We start from the raw sequence: 17,961 nt of genomic DNA, 5'->3' as shown, positions 1-17,961 counted from the left end.
TCCTCCCGCGAACGTGTGTTGACTCGCCGGGGGCCCCCGGCGATTTCACACGCGTTCGCGGTGGGGGCGCGGAGGGGAAGGCGTCAGGGGGACGGCGGGAGCATCCGCTCGACGGCGTCGGCGACGGCGGTGACGCCGGCCGGCTCGAGGACGACCGAGTAGTGGTCGGCGTCGACGTCGGTGGTGCGCAGGGCGTCCGGCAGGTCGAGGGCGGCGAGGCGCTGCGGGTCGTAGAGGCCCTGCGGCTCGGCCATCAGCCCGCGGTGCGCCCACACGAGCTCGACCGGGAGGCCGCGCTCGACGGCGACGCGCGCCGCGCCGTGGGTCTCGGGGTCGGCGAGCACGTCGGCCCCGTCGGCCCGGACGGCGTCGAGGACGCACGAGCTGCGCCATCCGCCGTCGCCGTCCTCGACGAGGTCGGCCAGCACGTAGCGCCGGGCCGCGTCCCCGGCAGGACCGCGCAGCACCGGGCCGAGCGCGGGGTGGGCGTCCCAGAAGGCGAGGTACTCGTCGGCGGACGCGAAGCGCATCGACAGCCGCTGCATCGCCGGCCCGATGACCGCCTGGAGCGCGGCGTCGACGTCGAGGTCCGGCGGGGCGGGGAAGGCGAGGCCGCCGTCGACGAGCACGACCCCCGAGAACCGCTCCGGATGACGGGCCGCCGCCAGCGCCGAGACGAAGCCGCCCATCGAGTGGCCGACGAGCACGGGCGCCGCCGCGAAGGCCGACGCGATGCCGGCGAGGTCGTCGGCGTGCACGCCGAGCCCGTACGGCCCGGGGGCGCCGGCGCTCGCGGCGCGACCGCGCAGGTCGGGGGCGAGCACCCGCACGTCGCCGGGCCGGCGCCGTCCCAGCTCGTCGGCGACCCGCTGCCACGACAGCCCGTTGGCGGTGATGCCGTGCACCGCGAGGACGACCGCGGCGTCCTCGGCCACCGGGCCGGTCGTCAGGTCGTGGACGGCGAGGTGCCCTTCGGGCAGCTCGATGACGAACGCGGGGTCGACGATGCTCATGTCCGCACACCCTTCCGTACGAGGCGGCCCCCGAGGCCGGTCAGGCCGCTCGGGGCGAAGTAGACGACGACGACGAAGAACGCGCCGAGGACGAACAGCGGCTGCGACAGCACCGACTGCAGCGCACCGGGCAACGAGTCGAGGATGCCCGAGCCGCTCGCCTCGGTGAGCCGGGCGTCGGCGTAGTGGTAGAGGAAGCCGCCGACCACGGCGCCCCAGGTGCTGCCGGCGCCGCCGAGGACGACCATGACGAGGAGCGAGAGCGTGAACTCCGCGGTGGTCAGGTGCGGCCCCGAGCCGCCGAGGACGAGGGCGTGGACGACACCGCCGAGCCCGCCGAGGAAGGACCCGACGACGAGCGCGAGCAGCTTGACCCGGTAGACCGACAGGCCGAGCACCGCGGCGCGGGCCTCGTTCTCGCGCACCGCCGCCATCGCGTGCCCGGCGCGCGAGCGCACGAGCAGCCGGACGACGACGACCGCGACGACGAGGAAGCCGAGCGCCAGCCAGTAGCGGTAGGGGGCGTTGGCGACCCCGACGAGGAGGTCCGGGACGGCGTCGCGCGCGAGGGCCTTGCCCTCCTCGCCGCCGGTGACGCCGGCCGGGTCGCGCAGCACGATGATGGACGCCGCCTGCGCGAAGGCGAGGGTGACCATCGCGAAGGCGATGCCGCCGACCCGGAGCGCGACCGCCCCCACGACGAGGGCCAGCAGCGTCGTGCCGCCGAGCGCGACGAGCACCGCGAGCGGCAGCGGCATCGACCACTCGGCCAGCGAGACGGTGAGCAGGTAGCTGCCGGCGGCGATGAAGAGGGCGTGGCCGAAGCTCAGCAGGCCGGTGCGCCCGAAGACGACGTCGTAGCTGAGCGCGAACCCGGCGAAGACGAGGCAGGTCGCGAGGAGCTGCATCGAGCCGGGCCCGTTGACCCGGCCGGGCAGCAGCCCGGGCACGGACACCGACAGGTACGGCAGGTACGCGAGCAGCGCGAGGAGCAGGACCGGCGGGAGGACCCGGAGGAGCGGTCGGGCGCTCATGCGGTGGCCCCTTTCAGCGAGGACGGGCGCAGGAGGAGGACGAGCGCCAGCAGCAGGACGACCGAGAGGTCACCGATCCCGCTGGCGGCGTAGTAGTTCGCGAGCTGCTGCACGAGCCCGACCGCCACGGCGGCGACCGCGGTGCCCGTCAGCGACCCCATCCCGCCGATGACGACGACGATGAACGCGTAGATGAGCAGCGACCCGCCCTGGAGCGGCGACACCGTGCCGGCGTACTGCGAGTACAGGACCCCCGCGAGCGCCGCCACCGCGCCGCCGAGCCCGAAGACCACGGTGAAGGTGCGCCGGACGTCGATGCCGAGCGCCTGCACCATCGTGCGGTTCTCCACGCCGGCCCGGATGACGAGCCCGAGGCGAGTGTGGTTGAGGAGCGCGAGCAGGCCGCCGTAGAGGGCGAGCGCGACGGCGAGGTAGAGGAACCGGTCGACCGGCAGGCGGGCCCCGAGCACCTCCACGGTGCCGGTCAGCAGCCGCGGCTTGGCGACCGGGTGGGGGTCGGATCCCCAGATGCCCTGCACCGCAGCCACGCTCGCCAGCGACAGGCCGACGGTGACGAGCACCTGCTGGATGTGGTGCCGGTACAGCGGCCGGATGAGGACGACCTCGACGAGCACGCCGACGACGGCCCCGACGAGCACCGCCACGACCGCCGCGACGAGCAGCCGCAGTCCGACGGCCATCGAGGCGGGCAGCGCGTCCATCGTCAGCCAGGCCGCGTAGGCGCCGGCCGTCATGAACGACCCGTGGGCGAAGTTGAGGACGCCCATGAGCCCGTAGACCAGCGAGAGGCCGCTCGCGGCGAGGAAGTACAGCGCCCCGAGCCCGAGCCCGGTGACGAGGATGAGGACGAGGTCGCTCACGCCACCTCCTCCCGTCGCATCGAGACGCCGAGCAGCTCGGTCGTCAGCTCCGGGTCCTCGACGAGGGCGCGCGCCTCGCCCCGGTGCACGACGCGGCCGGCGTCGAGGACGACGACGGTGTCGGCGATGCGGCGCACGAGCGGCAGGTTCTGCTCGACGAGGAGGACGGGGGTCGTCCGGGCGACGCGCGCCAGGACGTCGGCGACCTCGGTGACGAGCTTCGGCGCGAGGCCCTTGGTCGGCTCGTCGACGAGCAGGAGGTCGTTCTCGCGCAGCAGGACCCGCGCGAGCGCGACCATCTGCTGCTGACCGCCCGAGAGCGTGCCGGCCTTCTGCGCGCGCCGCGCGAGGAGGTCGGGGAAGAGCTCCTCGACGATGGGGGCCTCGGCCCCGACGCTGCCGCCGACGAGGCGCAGGTTCTCGTCGACCGTCAGCCCGCCGAAGACCTCGCGGTCCTCGGGGACGTAGCCGATGCCACCGGCGACGATGCGGTGCACGGGGTCGCCGGTGATGTCGCGGTCGCGCAGGCGGATGCCGCCGGTGCACGGCGCGAGGCCGAGGACCGCCTTGAGCGTCGTCGTCTTGCCGACGCCGTTGCGGCCGAGCAGCGCGGTGACGCCGGTGTCGGGCACCTCGAACGAGACGCCCTGGAGGACGTGCGAGCCGCCGTAGCGGACGTGCACGTCGTCGAGGGTGAGGACGCTGGTCACAGTGCTTCTCCCAGGTAGGCCTGCTGGACGCGCTCGTCGGCGGTCACCTCGTCGGGGGCGCCGACGGCGAGGAGGCTGCCGTGGTGGAGCACCGCGACGCGGTCGGCGAGCCCGAGGACGACGTGCATGTGGTGCTCGACCATCGCGACCGCCACGCCGGAGTCGCGCACCTGGCCGATGATCTCGGTCAGCCCGTCGACGTCTTCCGCGGAGACGCCGGCCATCGGCTCGTCGAGCAGCAGCGCGCGAGGGTCGGACGCGAGGGCCATCGCGAGCTCGAGCTTGCGGCGGCCACCGTGCGACAGGTCGCGGGCGAGCGTGTCGGCGGTGCCCCCCATCCCGACCCGCTCGAGGAGGGCCTCGACCCGGTCGGCGGCGACGGACGCCGCGCGGCGGAAGGGCGACGCCGGGGACGGCCCGGAGCCCTGGACGGCCAGCCGTACGTTCTCGCCGGCGGTCAGGCCGTCGAAGAGGGCCGAGGTCTGGAACGAGCGGGCCAGCCCGAGCCGCGAGCGCTTGGTGGCCGACGCCCGGCTGACGTCGGCCCCGTCGAGGGTGACCCGGCCGGTCGTGGGCCGGGTCACCCCCGAGAGGACGTTGACGAGCGAGGACTTGCCGGCGCCGTTGGGGCCGATGATGCCGACCAGCTCGCCGGCGCCGACCGTCAGGCTGACGTCCTCGAGGATGCGGGCACCCCCGACCTGCCAACCGACGGCCTCGGCGCCGATCACTTGAAGGCGCTGACCGGCGGGGCGACGGCCTGCGGGTCGAGGGTCTTGCCGGCCGTGACGGTGTACCCGTCGCCGCTCTTCTCGAGCGAGGCGGTGAACATCGGCTGCAGCAGAGCGTGGTCCTCGGGGCGGATGGTCATCTGCCCCTTCGGCCCCTCGAAGCTCCAGCCCTCGAGGGCCGAGACCATCGCGTTGGTGTCGTCGGTGCTCTTCTCGAGCGCGTGGACGACCATCTGGGCGGCGACGAAGCCGTCGTTGGTGAAGAGGTCGACCGAGCCGCCCTGCTCCTTCATCCCGGCGTCGAGCGCCTGGTAGGCCGGGTTGTCGGCCGCGCCGTCGAAGAAGTGCGAGAGGAAGTCGATCTTCGTGGCGGACTCGCCGAAGAGGGCGTGCGTCGGCTTGATGTCGAGCCCGGTGACGACGGTCGTCACGTCGAAGACGCCCTGCTGCGAGAGCGAGGTCCACATCTGGGTGGCGTTGGCGCCGGCCCACGCGACGAAGAGCAGGTCGGGCTTCTCGCCCTTGATCTTGCTCGCGAACGGGGTGAACTCCGTGGCGGCGGCGGGGACCTCGACGGCCGAGACCGTCGCGCCCTTCGTGCCGAGGATGCTCGTGACGGCGGCGACGTTGGCCTTGCCGAACGCGCTGTCCTGGGCGAGGACGGTGACCTTCTTGCCCTCGACGTCGCCGGTCATCGTGCCGGCGGTCGCGACGTCCTGGTAGGTCTGGCGGCCGGAGCGGAAGGTGTACTCGTTGGCGCCGGTGACGGCGTCGACGGCGGCGGGGCCGGAGATGAACAGGACCTTATTGTCCTTGGCCAGCGGGGCGACCTGGAGGGCGACGCCGGACGAGGTCGAGCCGGCGAGGACCTTGACGCCCTGTCCGATGAGGTCGGTGGCGGCGGCGACGGCCTTGGCGGGGTCGCCGGCGTCGTCCTGCTCGGTGACCTCGACCTGACGGCCGTTCACGGCGTTCGTGCCCTTCGTGGCGTAGTCGAGGCCGGCCGTGAAGCCCTGCCGGTACTGCTCGCCGTACGTGGCGAGCGGGCCGGACTTGCTGTAGACGAGCCCCACCTCGACGGGGCCGCTCGACGCGGACGACCCCGAGCCGGCCCCGGTGTCGGCACCGGGCTCCCCGGGGGTGCCGCAGGCCGCGAGGGCCAGGATCAGGGCTGCGCTCGCCACGGCGAGAACTGGGCGACGGTGCACGGGTTCCTCCTCCGGGGGGCGCTCGCGCCATTGCTGCAACGAATTCCGTTGACGCCCCTGCCGATTCGGCGACCGTAATCGCCGGTCAGCGGGCACTCCGTGGGCGCACGCCCCACAACCCGCCCGTTCACCTGTGGGGCGGGCCCACCCCGGGTCGCGGGACTGCGGCGAGACGGGCTGCGGTTGCACGGCCGACAGATACCCCCTAGGGTATTAGTCGACGCCCGGGGACCCGACGGCCCGACCACCACCTTCCCGACCGGAGGACCGATGATCTTCACCCAGTACTACCTCGACTGCCTCTCGCAGGCCTCCTACCTCGTCGCCGACGAGACCACCGGGCAGGCGGTCGTCGTCGACCCCCGCCGCGACGTCGCGGAGTACGTCGAGGACGCCCGCGCCCGGGGGCTGACCGTCGTCGGGGTCGTCAACACCCACTTCCACGCCGACTTCGTCTCCGGCCACCTCGAGCTCGCCCGCGAGACGGGTGCCTGGATCGGCTACGGCGAGGCCGCGCAGGCCGACTTCGAGGTCCGCCACCTCGCCGACGGCGAGCGCATCCCGCTCGGAGACGTGACGCTGCAGGTCATGGCGACGCCCGGGCACACCCCCGAGTCGATCTCGGTGCTCGTCTTCGAGCACGCCGACGACGAGGTCGCGTACGGCGTCCTCACCGGCGACGCGCTCTTCATCGGCGACGTCGGCCGCCCGGACCTGCTCGCCTCCATCGGCGCCACCGCGGACGAGCTCGGCCGGATGCTCTACGACTCGATCCAGCACCGGCTGATGGGTCTCGACGACGCCGTGCGCGTCTTTCCCGCCCACGGCGCCGGCTCGGCGTGCGGCAAGAACCTCTCGACCGAGAAGCAGTCGACGATCGGCGAGCAGCGGCGCGTCAACTACGCCTGCCAGCCGATGACGGAGGAGCAGTTTCTCGCCGTCGTCACCGCCGGCCAGCCCGCCGCGCCGGAGTACTTCGTCTACAACGCGATCCTCAACCGCCGCGAGCGCGACGTGCGCGAGCTCGACGTCGCGGTGCCGGCCCTCGACGCGGACGCGGTCGACGCGGCCCTCGCCGACGGGGCCGTCGTCCACGACGCCCGCGACCCGCAGGAGTTCGCGGCCGCCCACCTCGACGGCGCGGTCAACGTGCCGGTCGACGGCCGGATGGCCGAGACCGTCGGGATGGTCTTCCGGCCGGAGCAGCGGATCGTCGTCATGGCCCCGGAGGGCCAGGAGCAGGAGGTCGCGACCCGCTTCTCGCGCATCGGGTTCGACCACGTCGTCGGGTACGTCGCCGACGTCGAGGGCTACCTCCTCGCGCACGCCGACCGCGTACGCCGGGCGAGCCGGCTCACGGTCACCGAGGTGGCCGAGGCCGCGGCGGCCGGCGACGTGCAGCTCGTCGACGTCCGCAACGCCGGCGAGCTCGAGAACGGCACCATCCCCGGCGCCCGCCACATCCCGCTCGCCGAGCTGGGCCGCCGCAGCGAGGAGCTCGACCCGGCCCGTCCGGTCGTCGCGTTCTGCGCGGGCGGGTGGCGCAGCTCGGTCGCGACGAGCCTGCTGCGCTCGCGCGGCTTCGCCGACGTGTCGGACGTGCTCGGCGGGTACGCCGCCTGGGACGCCGCGCACGCCAGCGCCTAATCGCCCTCCCACGACGAAGCCCCCGGGCGTCCCGCCGTCCGGGGGCTTCGTCGTGCGCGCAGAAAGCTCGCGCACGAGACCCTGCGGTCCATCCTCGGACCGATACCGTCCCGGGTGTGCACCTCGGTGCACGGGGCCCCGGACAGACGGCGGCGGAGCGGAGACACGAGTCCTGCCCGCCGCCGTCGTCCGTCCGCCGCGGGTCGAGGTGATGTCCGACCCTCTGCTGGTCGCCTTTCACCTCGATGCCCGCGGCCACGCCCGGGTCGAGGTGATGACCGACCCTCTACTGGTCGCCTTTCACCTCGATGCCCGCAGCCACGCCCGGGTCGAGGTGATGTCCGGCCCCCTGGTGGTCCCGTCTCACCTCGATGCCCGCAGCCACACCGGGGTCGAGGTATCCGGCCGGCCGCCGGTGGTGGCCGGACACCTCGACCGAGCGGCCGCTGTCGTTCGCCCCACACTTCGGAGCAATCGGGATGAGCGGTCTTCTGCGTCACTCCCCGACGCAACCGGGATCAGCGGACGGATGCGTCGACGAGCGGCCCGGAGCCACCGCTCATCCCGGCTGCTCCGAGGTGGGACGCAGCCAACCGCTCATCCCGGCTGCTCCGAGATGGGGAGCGACCAGCAGCGGCTCGACGTCCCCTCACCCCCTGGCCGTCGCGGGTCGAGGTGATGTCCGACCTTCAGGTGGTCGGGTTTCACCTCGATGCAGGCAGCCACACCCGGGTCGAGGTGAAGACCGACCCCCTGGTGGTCGCGTCTCACCTCGACCCGCCTGCCGCTGGCAGGCTGGCCTCGTGCGAGCCCTCGTCTACGACGCCTTCCGCGAGCCCCTGCGGGTCACCGAGCTCCCCGACCCGACCGCCCCGGCGGGCGGCGCCGTCGTCCGGGTCCTCAGCGCCGGCCTCTGCCGCAGCGACTGGCACGGCTGGATGGGCCACGACGACGACATCGCCACCTTCCCCCACGTGCCGGGGCACGAGCTCGCCGGCGTCGTCGAGTCGGTCGGCGACGGCGTCGACCCCGCGTGGGTCGGCCGTCCCGTTACCGCCCCCTTCGTCCAGGCCTGCGGGGCGTGCCCCACGTGCGCGGCCGGCGACGGCCAGGTCTGCCCCCACCAGCGCCAGCCGGGCTTCACCGACCCCGGGTGCTTCGCCGAGCGCGTCGTCGTCCACGCCGCCGGCACCAACCTCGTCGCCCTCCCCGACGACGTCCCGCCGCAGGTCGCCGCCGGCCTCGGCTGCCGCGTCGCCACCGCCCACCGGGCCGTTGTCGCGCGCGGTCGGGTCGCGCCCGGCGACACGGTCCTCGTGAGCGGATGCGGCGGCGTCGGGCTCGCGTCCGTCGCGATCGCCGTCGCCGCCGGGGCGCGCGTCGCCGCCACCGACCCGGACCCCGCCTCCCGCGCCCGCGCCGAGGCCCTCGGCGCCGAGCTCACCCTCGACGCGGCGCTGGACCCGGCCGAGCTCGTCGCGGCCGTCGCCGACTGGTCCGACGGCGGCGTGCGCGTCGGCATCGAGGCCGTCGGGTCACCCGCCGCCTGCCGCACCGGGATCCTCGCCCTCGGACGCCGCGCCCGACATGTCCAGGTCGGACTGCTGCCGCCCGCCGCAACCGTCCCGATGGAACGCGTCATCGGCTGGGAGCTCGACGTGCTCGGCAGCCACGGGATGGCCGCCGCCGACTACGCGGTCCTGCTCGACGACGTCGCCGGCGGACGCCTCGACCTCGGCGCGCTCCTGGCCCCCGGTGACCCGGTCGGGCTCGCCAAGGCCGGCACACTGCTCGCGAGGATGGGCGAGGCCGGCTCGCGCGGGATGGTCCTCGTCGACCCCACCCGCTGACCGAACGGCGCCGGGCAGACCACCCGGCCCGACGCCGTCCGTGATCGTCCGGACGTCTCGAGGTTATACCCCGCCGCGTATGCGACGCAGTGACCCCAGCCACACTCGCACCGTCCCGCCCGACGCGCCAGACTGGCCCCATGGGACCGCGCCGGTGGTGGGACGAGCGGGTGCTGCCGCGCCTGACGCACCGCGCCTGCCAGGGCGCGGACGTCGACCGCTGGCGGGCCCCGGTGTGCGCGCGGGCGCAGGGCGTCGTGCTCGACATCGGGTTCGGCTCCGGCCCGAACCTCGAGCACTACCCGGTCGCCGTCACCCGTGTGCTCGTCGCCGACCCCTCGGACCTCGCCTGGGAGCTCGCGTCGGCGCGCGTCGCCGCGTTCGGCCGGCCGGTCGAGCGGGTCTCCCCCGACGCCGCCGACCTCTCCGCGCTCGCCGACGGCTCCGTCGACACCGTCGTCACCGCGTGGGCCCTCTGCACGGTGCCCGAGGTCGAGCACGCCCTGGCCGAGGCCCGGCGGGTGCTGCGACCCGGCGGCGCGCTGCACTTCGTCGAGCACTCGCTCGCCCCCGACCCCGGCACGGTTCGGCTTCAGCGCCTCGTCCAGCCGGTGTGGGGGCGGATGGCCGGCGGCTGCCACGTCGACCGCGACCTGCCGCGGGTCATCGAGGCGGCGGGCTTCGAGGTCACGCTCGACCGGGCCCGCTACATCGCCCCCGGCCCGATGCGCGCCTGGGGCTGGTTCGTCACCGGCTCCGCCCGCCCCACCTGAGGAGCCGCACGCCCGTCACGACGAGCCACACGAGCCAGAGGACGAGGCCGAGGAGGCCGACGAAGAGCAGGGGCGAGCCGTCGGCGACCGCGACGGTCGCGAGGCCGGCCGGGAGCATCAACACCCCACCGGCGAGGCCGAGCCCGCGCTGCCACGACCCGGTCAACCCGCTCGCGTGCGCCGCGAGGGCCGTGGCGACGGAGGTGACGCCGAGCATCGGCAGGGCGAGGGCGAAGGCGGCGGCGTGCGCTCGCCAGACGAGCTCGGCGGCGGGCGACGGCCCGAGGGCGGCGTCCGCGGACAGCGCCAGCCCCACCTGGAGCACGTTGACGAGCACGAGGACGGCCACCGCCGACGCGCCGGCGGCGACGGCGAGGCGCGACCAGAGGGCGCCCGCCCCACCTCGCCGCTCGACGAGGTCGCGCAGGCCCGTCACGAGCAGGAGCAGCAGGGGCAGGTAGAGGGCCACGACGCCGGTGCCCACGGCGACCGGACCGCGCTGCGCGGCGTAGTAGGCGACCACCTCGCCGATCGGTGCGTCGTACCCGGGGGCACCGGCCGCTGCCAGCACGGCGTTCTCGACGACGATCCCGACCGCGACGGCGACCGCTGCGCCGCCGACCAGCCGGGTCGACCCCGAGACGCGGGCCGGCGCCGGGGCTGTTGAGAGGGCGGGGCTGGAGGTCGTGCTCATGGTGCGTCTCCTGTGTGCGTGTGCGGCGTCAGCCGCCGAGCGAGGCCACGAGGGCGGGGACGGGTCGGAGCCAGGTGCTGACGTTGGCGAGCGCGAGCAGCAGGAAGACCGCACCGGCGCCACCGAGGAGACCCGCCCGCAGGAGCCACGTCGGCTGCCCGACCGACCCCGAGCCACGCAGGCGCCACCGGCGCCACCCGGCGCGGACGGCCTGGACGCAGAGTGCCGTGCCGGTCACGGCGGCCAGGACCGCGAACACCGCGTGGTACCAGGTGAAGTCGCGCAGCAGCGCCCCGGCGACACCCCCGACCGACGACGGGGGGCCGGCCTCGAGCGCTCCGCCGAGGTCGCCCAGCACCCCACCGACGGCGCCGGTGCCGCCGGGTGGGAGGAAGGACGCCACGGACGCGAACGGCGCCGCCGCGCCCTGGAGGTTGGCGAGCAGGAGAGTGAGCGCCCCGAGCAGCCAGACCACCGCGCCGGCGTAGGCCGACCGCATCACCCAGCGCCGGCGGCCGGGCTCGGACGCCTCGGCCCGTCGGCGCACCGATGACACGAGACCCACGAGGGCGAGCACGAGCAGGCCGGCGAGCAGCGACTTGACGAGGTGGAACTCCCGCCAGGTCGCGACCAGCGCCGCGAGGTCCGACGAGCCCGCGACGGGGGCGGACAGGTCGGCGCCGACGAAGGCCGAGACGACCGCGGACCGCAGGGCCGGCTCGCCGCCGAAACCCCGCAGGGCGACCACGCCGGCCGGGACGGTGAAGACCGCGACGGTGAGGAGCACCGCCACCCACGGGCGGCGATGACGAGGCGAGGGGTCGGCGGCGGTCGGGGTGACGGGTGCGGGCGAGGCGGTCACTCGGGGGTCCTTCCACATCGGGATCGTGCGGCGTAGGGAAGCCTGCTCGACGGCTCGGGAGAAGTCACGGGCCGCGACGACGAGTCAGGGACGAACCAGGGTCGACCCGCAGGATGCGCACCGTGGTGGTCGCCGCGGCCGGCTCCGTGGCGCGGGAGGTGGGGTGATCACCCCACGTTCGGCGCCACCGTCGACACCATCGGCGGCGGGGCGGCCATCACCCCGAGCACGATGACGCCGCGCCACCCGACGGGGTGGCGCGGCGGTCGGAGCGGCTCAGCGGCCGAACAGCTTGCCGAGGAAGCCGGTGCTCGGCTCGCCCTCGTGGCCCTGGCAGCGGTCGGACGACGGCACGCCGCGCATCACCTGGTCGACGTGCTGGCCGCAGCCGGCCCACGTCGTCTTGCCGCACTTGCGGCAGCTGACGGCTCGGCACATGGGGGTCCTCCTCGGGGACAAAAGCTCGGGGTCGACCGACAACATACCCCCGGGGGTAATTAGTCGGCAACCCGACGGAGGAGGACCACCGCGTCGAGGGCCGGGCGGTCGGCGCCGTCGACGACCCGCTCACGCAGATCGGACGAGACGACCTCGACGGGCAGGTCCGCCGCCGCGGCGACGACGTCGTCCGGGTCGTGGAGCACGCCGGGGTCCTGCGGCCCGCCGACGCCGTCGGCGAGGTTGCGGGCGGCGTGGCACACGACGAGCACGGTGCCGCCGGGCCGGACGACCTCGACCCCGCGGGCCAGCGCCCGGCGCCACTGCGCGTCCGGCAGCTGCAGGTACGCGAAGAGGACGAGGTCGTAGCCGTCACCGGACGGCGCCGCGGGCGAAGCCTCGAGCGCATCGGCGACGACCGCCCGGAAGGGTCCCGCGTCGGCACCGAGGCGCCGGCCGGCGATGTCGCGGGCCCGCTCGACGGCGACCGGCGAGAAGTCGGCCGACGTGGCGTCCCATCCGCGCTCGGCGAGCCAGAGGGCGTTGCGGCCCTCGCCCGCGGCGACGTCGAGCACCGAGCCCGGCGCCATCGGCCCGACGAGCTCCTCGACGAACGTGTTCGGGCCGACCGACCAGACGAGGTCGGAGCCCGAGTACCGGGCGTCCCAGGCGAGCGAGTCCACCACCACCTCCCGGTCAGGCGAGCGAGAGGAAGAGCTTCTCCATCGACTCGACGTCCATCGAGCCGGCCTCGGGGTTGGTGATGCACTGCCTCAGCCCGAGGGCGATGACGGCGAAGCCGGCCCGGTCGAGGGCCTTCGAGACGGCGGCGAGCTGCGTGACGATGTCCTGGCAGTCACGGCCGTCCTCGATCATCTTGAGGATGCCGCCGATCTGGCCCTGCGCCCGCTTGAGCCGCTTGACGACGGCCTGCATCTCGGTGGGGTCGAGCTCCATGCTGGGGCCTCCGGGGGCGATCGACGACGAGGCGTCGAGCGTACCCCCCGCGGTACCCGACGCGGGGCGAGCGGGTGCGGACACGGAGGCGACGCTCAGTTCGCGTCGGACTGGGCCGCGACCTGGGCCCGGACCTCGTCCATGTCGAGGCCCTTGATGCCCTCGACGACCTGCTCGAGCGCGGCGGGCGGCAGCGCACCGGCCTGGCGGAAGACCAGGATGCCGTCGCGGAAGCCCATGAGCGTCGGGATCGAGGTGATCTGCGCGGCGCCGGCGAGCGCCTGCTCGGCCTCGGTGTCGACCTTGCCGAAGGTGATGTCGTCGTGCGCCTCGCTCGACTTCTCGTAGGTCGGCGCGAACTGGCGGCACGGGCCGCACCAGGACGCCCACCAGTCGACGAGCACGATGCCCTCGTCGGTGACGGTCTTCTCGAAGGTCTCGGCCGTGAGGTCCACGGTGGCCATGTCAGCTCCTCGGAGTCGGGGGAACGGGTTCGGATCGGTCAACAGGATACCCCTATGGGTATATTCCCGGACGCGCTGTCGAGAGGGAGAACGCCCCGGAGGCGCGAGTTCATCCCCGCGGGCACCTTCACGAAGGCTTCACACCGGCCGTCCGGGGCGCTTCACACGCCCGCGGTGCCATGGGTCATCACCATCCGACCGACCCCCAGGAGCACACCATGGGACGCACCCGCACCGCCACCCTCGCCGCGATCGGGGCCGGAGCCCTGCTCGCCGTCGGGATCGCCGCCGGCCAGTCCTCCGCCGCCACCCCGACCGCGGGGACCGCCACCGCCACCCCCGCCCTCACCGAGGCGCTGCGGTTCGCGAGCGACGAGGAGCGGATGGCCCGCGACCTCTACGCCGCCATCGCCGACCGCTACGACGACGCCCTGCCGTTCAGCCGCATCACGACGAGCGAGCAGCGCCACCTCGACGCGGTGTCGGGCCTGCTCGACCGCTACGGGGTCGCCGACCCCGCCGACGGCTCGGCCGCCGGGCACTACGCCGACCCGGCCGTGCAGCAGCTCTACGACACCTGGTGGGCCCAGGCCCGGCGCTCGCTCGACGACGCGTACGACGTCGGCGTCGCGCTCGAGCAGCGGGACATCGCCGACCTCGAGAAGACCATCGCCGCCGACCTCCCGAGCGACGTCGACGCCGTCCTCGGCCGCCTCGTCCGCGGGTCGCAGATGCACCTGCGGGCCTTCACGGCCGCGGCCGACGGGCAGACCGTCACGGGCATGATGTCCGGCCCCGGGGCCTCCGACGGGACCGCCGGCCGGGGTCGCGGCGGGATGATGTCCGGCCGCGGGGGCCGGGGCGCCGGGGACGGCGCCGGGACCTCCGGGACGGGCGACTGCCCGATGCTCGACGCCGGCTGACCCAGCCCCCGGATCAGGCCCCGGGCCCGGCCGGACCGCGCGTGACCCTGCCGTCTCCCTGCTGCGGCAGGGTCACCTCGAAGCGGGCACCCCGCCCGGGGCCGTCCGAGGTCGCGACGAGGTCGCCGCCGTGGGCGTGGACGATGTCGCGCGCGATCGTCAGGCCGATGCCCGACCCCGTGTCCGCACCCGCGCGGCGACGCCCGGGCACCCGGTAGAAGCGCTCGAAGACGCGCTCGAGGTCCTCGGTGGCCAGGCCCTCCCCGGTGTCCTCGACGGAGACGACGGCGCTCCCGGACGCGGCCCGCACCGCCACCTCGACGCGACCGCCGGCGGGCGTGGCGCGCACCGCGTTGCCGACGAGGTTGGTCACGACCTGGGCGACGCGGTCCGGGTCGACGACCGCCTCCACCGGTCCGCCCACGACGAGGACGAGGTCCAGGCCGGCGTCCTCCGCCTGGGGCCGCAGCCGCTCGCCCGCCGCGGTGACGAGCGCCGCGAGGTCCGTCGGGCGGGGCTCCAGCGCGAGCCGGCCCTCCTCGGCCCGCGAGAGCGCGGAGAGGTCCTCGGCCAGCCGGCGCAGCCGCCGGACCTCGTCCGCGACCTTGCCGAGCTGCTCCGGGCCGGTCGGCAGGACGCCGTCGATCATCCCCTCGACGTAGCCGTCGACGACGGTGAGCGGTGTGCGCATCTCGTGGGCGACCTCGCCGAGCAGCCGCGTCCGCCGGGCCTCGGTCTCCGAGAGCGCGCGGCCGAGGGTGTTGACGTCGTCGGCGAGCGCGGCGAGCTCCTGCTCGCGCGGCGGCTCCACGTGCACGTCGTACCGGCCCTGCGCGATGAGCCGGGTCGTCTCCCCCACCCGGCGCAGCGGGCGGACCAGGCGCGTCGCCGCGAGCGCCCCGAAGCCGGCAGCCGCGACCACGCCGACGAGCAGCCCGACGCCGATGGCCTGCGTCACCGCGTCGGCGACCTGGGTGCGCACCTGCTGCTGCGTACCGGAGCCCGGGCCGCGGCCCGTCATCATCCCGCCCATGCCGACCGTCCGGTCGAAGATGACCGGCGTCAGCGCGCGCACGACGAGCACGGTCGCGAGCCCGCCGAGCAGGGCGACGACGAGGTGGCTGAGGACGAGGCGGACGGCGACGCGGTTCACGGCTCCCCCTCCGGACGCAGCAGCAGCTTGTAGCCGACCCCGCGCACCGTGCCGATGACCCTCGGGTCGGCGGCGTCGTCGCCGAGCGCGCGGCGCATGCTGCGGACGTGCACGTCGACGACCCGGGGGTCGCCGTAGAAGTCGTAGCCCCAGACCTCCTCGAGGAGCTGGGCCCGGCTGAACACCCGTCCGGGAGAGGCGGCGAGCGCCTGCAGGAGGTCGAACTCCAGGGCGGAGAGGCGCACGTCGCGCCCGTCGACGCGCAGCTCGCGGCGGGCCGGGTCCAGCTCGAGGCCGTCGAGGCGCAGGACGCCGTCGTCGGCCGACGCGCCGGGGTCGTCGGCAGTACGGCTGCGGCGCAGCACGGTCCGGACCCGGGCGACGACCTCGCGCGGGCTGAACGGCTTGGTCACGTAGTCGTCCGCCCCGGTCGCGAGCCCGACGAGCGTGTCGACCTCCTCGGCGCGCGCAGTGACGAGGACGACGTAGACGTCCGACGAGCGACGCAGCGTCCGCAGCACGTCGAGGCCGTCGACGTCCGGCAGGCCGATGTCGAGCAGGACGAGGTCGGGGGCGCTGCCGTCCGTCGCGAGCGCCCGGCGCAGCGCCTCGGCGCCGGTGGCCGCCTCGGCGACGTGGTGGCCCTCGGCCTCGAGGTAGGCGCGCAGCACGGTGCGGATCTCGGGCTCGTCGTCGACGACGAGGATGCGACGCGACATCCGACCTCCTGCGGGGGACCGCCTCCAGCGTAGGAGGATGGGGCGTGCCCGCTCCGCTGAACCGCGCCCTCGAGGCCGTCCTCGACGGCGCCGACGCCGAGGCCCTGCGCCGGGCGACGACCCGGCTCATCGACGTGTACCGGTCCGGGAGGCCGCCGGCCGAGCAGGTGCTGGCCGACCGCGTGGCGGCCCCCGCCTACGCCGCCTACCGGATGCCGGCGACGCACGCCGCCGTCGCGCGCGTCCTGCGGTACGCGCTCGAGGTCGCCCCCGACCTCGCCCCGCGCTCGCTCGTCGACGTCGGGGGCGGCACGGGCGCCGCGGCGTGGGCGGTGGCGGAGGCGTTCGAGGGGCTGGCGTCGGTGGAGGTCGTCGACGGCTCCGCCGACGCGCTGGCGGTGGGGCAGGCGGTGGGGCGCCACGGGCCGCCCGCGGTGATCGGCGCCCGCTGGACGCGGCGGGACCTCAGGGACGGCGCCGCGCTGCCGGCGGCCGACCTCGCGACCGTCGCCTACCTGCTGGGCGAGCTCGACGCCGGGCTGCAGGAGCGGGTCGTCGACGCGGCCGCGGCCGCCGCGGACGTCGTGGCGGTCGTCGAGCCCGGGACGCCGCGGGGGTTCGCGGCCGTCGTCGCGGCGCGCGACCGGCTGCTCGCGGTCGGCTGGCACGTCGTCGCCCCGTGCCCGCACGAGCTCGCCTGCCCCCTCGCGGCGGCCGGTGACTGGTGCCACCTGGCCGTCCGGCTCGACCGTACGGCGCTGCACCGCCGGCTCAAGGGGGCGGCGCTCGGCCACGAGGACGAGAAGGTGTCGTACGTCGTCGCCCGACGTGGACCGGCTCCCGCCGACCTGCCCGCGGGACGTGTGCTGCGGCATCCGCAGACGCGCAAGGGACTGGTCCGGCTGGAGCTGTGCCGGGCCGACGGGAGCGCCTCCGCGGAGGTCGTCAGCAGGCGTCAGGGCCCGCGGTACCGGGCCGCGCGCCACGCCGGGTGGGGGGACCAGTGGCCCGATGGGGGAACGGACCCGGCAGACTGACCGTTGACGCCGCCGGACACACCCCGGCGGTAGCGTCGGAACTTCAGCACCACACGACAACGAGGAAAGGTCCCATGTCGACCAAGAAGGACATCGCCCAGGCCGTCTCGCAGCGCACGGACGTCTCCGCGTCCGCCGCCGAGGAGATCATCAACGCGGCCCTCGACGTGGTCGTCGAGCACCTCGCCAAGGGCGAGGACGTCAAGCTGGCCGGTTTCGGCAGCTTCGAGACCCGCGAGCGCGCCGCCCGCACCGGCCGCAACCCGCAGACCGGCGACGAGATCCAGATCGCCGCGTCGACGTCGGTCGGCTTCAAGGCCGCCGCGCAGCTCAAGCGCGCCGTCAACGGCTGACGCAGCAGCACACGCCCGAACGGGGCGCCGACCACCCGGTCGGCGCCCCGTTCGCGTCCCCGCCCCACGAGCCCCTCGCGTCTCCCCTTTTCGGGGTCACCCCGAAATGTCCGCGAGACCCCGGCTCGGAGCCGGGGTCTCGCGGACGAAATCCTGTGTCGGGCGACGCGCGGGCCGCCGCCGAGGGCCCTCAGCCCTGGCGCGCCTTGAAGCGCGGGTTCTGGCGGTTGATGACGTAGACCCGGCCGCGCCGACGCACGACCTGGGACCCGGGCGCGTTCTTGAGCGACCGGATGCTCGCGCGCACCTTCATCGCACCTCCACCCGCCCCTCGGCGACGGCCCGGACGAGGCGACGGGGGACGACGACCTCGCGGCCGTCGACCGTGACGGGGACGAGGTCGGGCACGGCGGCCTTCCAGCTCGCCCGGCGGTGACGGGTGTTGCTGCGCGACGTGCGGCGCTTGGGGACGGCCACGGCGGGCCTCCTTCTCTCGGGTGGGTGGTCGACCGGG

General features: G+C 75.0%; 22 protein-coding genes. 6 read left to right on the top strand and 16 right to left on the bottom strand.

From position 1 onward, the window contains the following. Window positions 1-83 precede the first annotated feature (83 nt). Genes J3473_RS05070 through J3473_RS05045 form a run of 6 tightly spaced genes read right to left on the bottom strand, consistent with a single transcriptional unit; the run spans window position 84 to window position 5,577 of the window. Complete coding sequence (locus J3473_RS05070; protein ID WP_207022184.1) at window positions 84-1,013, bottom strand: alpha/beta hydrolase; 930 nt, start codon at window positions 1,011-1,013, stop codon at window positions 84-86. Next, window positions 1,010-2,047 carry a branched-chain amino acid ABC transporter permease gene (locus J3473_RS05065; RefSeq protein ID WP_207022183.1) on the bottom strand — a complete coding sequence of 346 codons (1,038 nt, stop codon included), beginning with the start codon at window positions 2,045-2,047 and terminating at the stop codon, window positions 1,010-1,012. Before J3473_RS05065 ends, J3473_RS05070 begins: the two co-directional genes overlap by 4 nt. Then, window positions 2,044-2,928, bottom strand: a complete 885-nt coding sequence (locus tag J3473_RS05060) for a branched-chain amino acid ABC transporter permease (protein WP_207022182.1) — start codon at window positions 2,926-2,928, stop codon at window positions 2,044-2,046. The genes J3473_RS05065 and J3473_RS05060 overlap by 4 nt, the downstream gene beginning before the upstream one ends. Continuing rightward, window positions 2,925-3,638, bottom strand: coding sequence for an ABC transporter ATP-binding protein (locus J3473_RS05055; RefSeq protein ID WP_207022181.1), 714 nt, complete (start codon window positions 3,636-3,638; stop codon window positions 2,925-2,927). The genes J3473_RS05060 and J3473_RS05055 overlap by 4 nt, the downstream gene beginning before the upstream one ends. Further along, complete coding sequence (locus tag J3473_RS05050) at window positions 3,635-4,369, bottom strand: ABC transporter ATP-binding protein (protein WP_207022180.1); 735 nt, start codon at window positions 4,367-4,369, stop codon at window positions 3,635-3,637. The genes J3473_RS05055 and J3473_RS05050 overlap by 4 nt, the downstream gene beginning before the upstream one ends. Then, window positions 4,366-5,577 (bottom strand): substrate-binding domain-containing protein, encoded by a 1,212-nt coding sequence (locus tag J3473_RS05045; protein WP_207022179.1) that lies wholly within the window; start codon window positions 5,575-5,577, stop codon window positions 4,366-4,368. The genes J3473_RS05050 and J3473_RS05045 overlap by 4 nt, the downstream gene beginning before the upstream one ends. 270 nt (window positions 5,578-5,847) lie before the next feature. Here J3473_RS05045 and J3473_RS05040 point away from each other — a divergent pair, with 270 nt between their 5' ends. From J3473_RS05040 to J3473_RS05030, 3 genes are all read left to right on the top strand, one after another. Further along, a complete protein-coding gene (locus tag J3473_RS05040) occupies window positions 5,848-7,224 on the top strand; it encodes an MBL fold metallo-hydrolase (protein WP_207022178.1) in 1,377 nt (458 codons plus the stop codon). A gap of 803 nt (window positions 7,225-8,027) precedes the next feature. Then, window positions 8,028-9,074, top strand: coding sequence for an alcohol dehydrogenase catalytic domain-containing protein (locus J3473_RS05035; RefSeq protein WP_207022177.1), 1,047 nt, complete (start codon window positions 8,028-8,030; stop codon window positions 9,072-9,074). A gap of 140 nt (window positions 9,075-9,214) precedes the next feature. Next, window positions 9,215-9,847: a class I SAM-dependent methyltransferase gene (locus J3473_RS05030; RefSeq protein WP_207022176.1), complete on the top strand. Its 633-nt coding sequence runs from the start codon at window positions 9,215-9,217 to the stop codon at window positions 9,845-9,847. Here J3473_RS05030 and J3473_RS05025 read toward each other — a convergent pair. The 6 genes from J3473_RS05025 to trxA all read right to left on the bottom strand — a co-directional run bounded on the left by J3473_RS05025 (window position 9,822) and on the right by trxA (window position 13,262). Beyond that, window positions 9,822-10,541: a hypothetical protein gene (locus tag J3473_RS05025; protein WP_242525696.1), complete on the bottom strand. Its 720-nt coding sequence runs from the start codon at window positions 10,539-10,541 to the stop codon at window positions 9,822-9,824. The two genes, J3473_RS05030 and J3473_RS05025, sit on opposite strands and share 26 nt — an antisense overlap. Window positions 10,542-10,569: 28 nt before the next feature. Then, window positions 10,570-11,403: a hypothetical protein gene (locus tag J3473_RS05020; protein WP_207022175.1), complete on the bottom strand. Its 834-nt coding sequence runs from the start codon at window positions 11,401-11,403 to the stop codon at window positions 10,570-10,572. Window positions 11,404-11,679: 276 nt separating this feature from the next. Beyond that, window positions 11,680-11,841, bottom strand: a complete 162-nt coding sequence (locus J3473_RS05015; protein ID WP_207022174.1) for a hypothetical protein — start codon at window positions 11,839-11,841, stop codon at window positions 11,680-11,682. A 59-nt stretch (window positions 11,842-11,900) separates the two neighbouring features. Further along, the gene (locus J3473_RS05010) at window positions 11,901-12,524 is read right to left on the bottom strand and encodes a bifunctional 2-polyprenyl-6-hydroxyphenol methylase/3-demethylubiquinol 3-O-methyltransferase UbiG (protein ID WP_207022173.1); all 624 of its coding nucleotides are present in this window, start codon (window positions 12,522-12,524) and stop codon (window positions 11,901-11,903) included. Between the two features lie 13 nt (window positions 12,525-12,537). Further along, complete coding sequence (locus J3473_RS05005) at window positions 12,538-12,798, bottom strand: metal-sensitive transcriptional regulator (protein ID WP_173027326.1); 261 nt, start codon at window positions 12,796-12,798, stop codon at window positions 12,538-12,540. A gap of 95 nt (window positions 12,799-12,893) precedes the next feature. Continuing rightward, window positions 12,894-13,262, bottom strand: coding sequence for a thioredoxin (trxA, locus tag J3473_RS05000; RefSeq protein ID WP_030526272.1), 369 nt, complete (start codon window positions 13,260-13,262; stop codon window positions 12,894-12,896). 218 nt (window positions 13,263-13,480) lie between these two features. On the opposite strand from trxA, the gene J3473_RS04995 reads away from it, so the two are divergent. Next, on the top strand, window positions 13,481-14,185 hold the full coding sequence (locus tag J3473_RS04995; RefSeq protein WP_207022172.1) for a DUF2202 domain-containing protein: 705 nt from the start codon (window positions 13,481-13,483) through the stop codon (window positions 14,183-14,185). Between the two features lie 13 nt (window positions 14,186-14,198). On the opposite strand, the gene J3473_RS04990 is transcribed toward J3473_RS04995, so the two are convergent. Next, entirely contained in the window at window positions 14,199-15,338 is a 1,140-nt protein-coding gene (locus J3473_RS04990; RefSeq protein ID WP_207022171.1) for a cell wall metabolism sensor histidine kinase WalK, read from the bottom strand. Beyond that, window positions 15,335-16,057 carry a response regulator transcription factor gene (locus J3473_RS04985; RefSeq protein ID WP_207022170.1) on the bottom strand — a complete coding sequence of 241 codons (723 nt, stop codon included), beginning with the start codon at window positions 16,055-16,057 and terminating at the stop codon, window positions 15,335-15,337. The genes J3473_RS04990 and J3473_RS04985 overlap by 4 nt, the downstream gene beginning before the upstream one ends. A 44-nt stretch (window positions 16,058-16,101) precedes the next feature. Between J3473_RS04985 and J3473_RS04980 the strand changes: the two genes are divergently transcribed. Then, on the top strand, window positions 16,102-17,094 hold the full coding sequence (locus tag J3473_RS04980) for a small ribosomal subunit Rsm22 family protein (protein ID WP_242525695.1): 993 nt from the start codon (window positions 16,102-16,104) through the stop codon (window positions 17,092-17,094). A gap of 74 nt (window positions 17,095-17,168) precedes the next feature. Continuing rightward, on the top strand, window positions 17,169-17,447 hold the full coding sequence (locus J3473_RS04975) for an HU family DNA-binding protein (RefSeq protein WP_030526270.1): 279 nt from the start codon (window positions 17,169-17,171) through the stop codon (window positions 17,445-17,447). Window positions 17,448-17,637: 190 nt separating this feature from the next. Here J3473_RS04975 and ykgO read toward each other — a convergent pair whose 3' ends face one another. Next, window positions 17,638-17,760: a type B 50S ribosomal protein L36 gene (ykgO, locus tag J3473_RS04970; RefSeq protein WP_207022169.1), complete on the bottom strand. Its 123-nt coding sequence runs from the start codon at window positions 17,758-17,760 to the stop codon at window positions 17,638-17,640. Further along, the gene (gene rpmF, locus J3473_RS04965; RefSeq protein ID WP_207022168.1) at window positions 17,757-17,924 is read right to left on the bottom strand and encodes a 50S ribosomal protein L32; all 168 of its coding nucleotides are present in this window, start codon (window positions 17,922-17,924) and stop codon (window positions 17,757-17,759) included. Before rpmF ends, ykgO begins: the two co-directional genes overlap by 4 nt. Window positions 17,925-17,961 lie beyond the last annotated feature (37 nt).

It is taken from the genome of Phycicoccus sp. DTK01 (assembly GCF_017312765.1).
GTDB lineage: Bacteria > Actinomycetota > Actinomycetes > Actinomycetales > Dermatophilaceae > Phycicoccus > Phycicoccus jejuensis.
The sequence above is the reverse complement of the archived record's forward strand: the minus strand, read 5'-3'. Positions and strand labels throughout refer to the sequence as shown.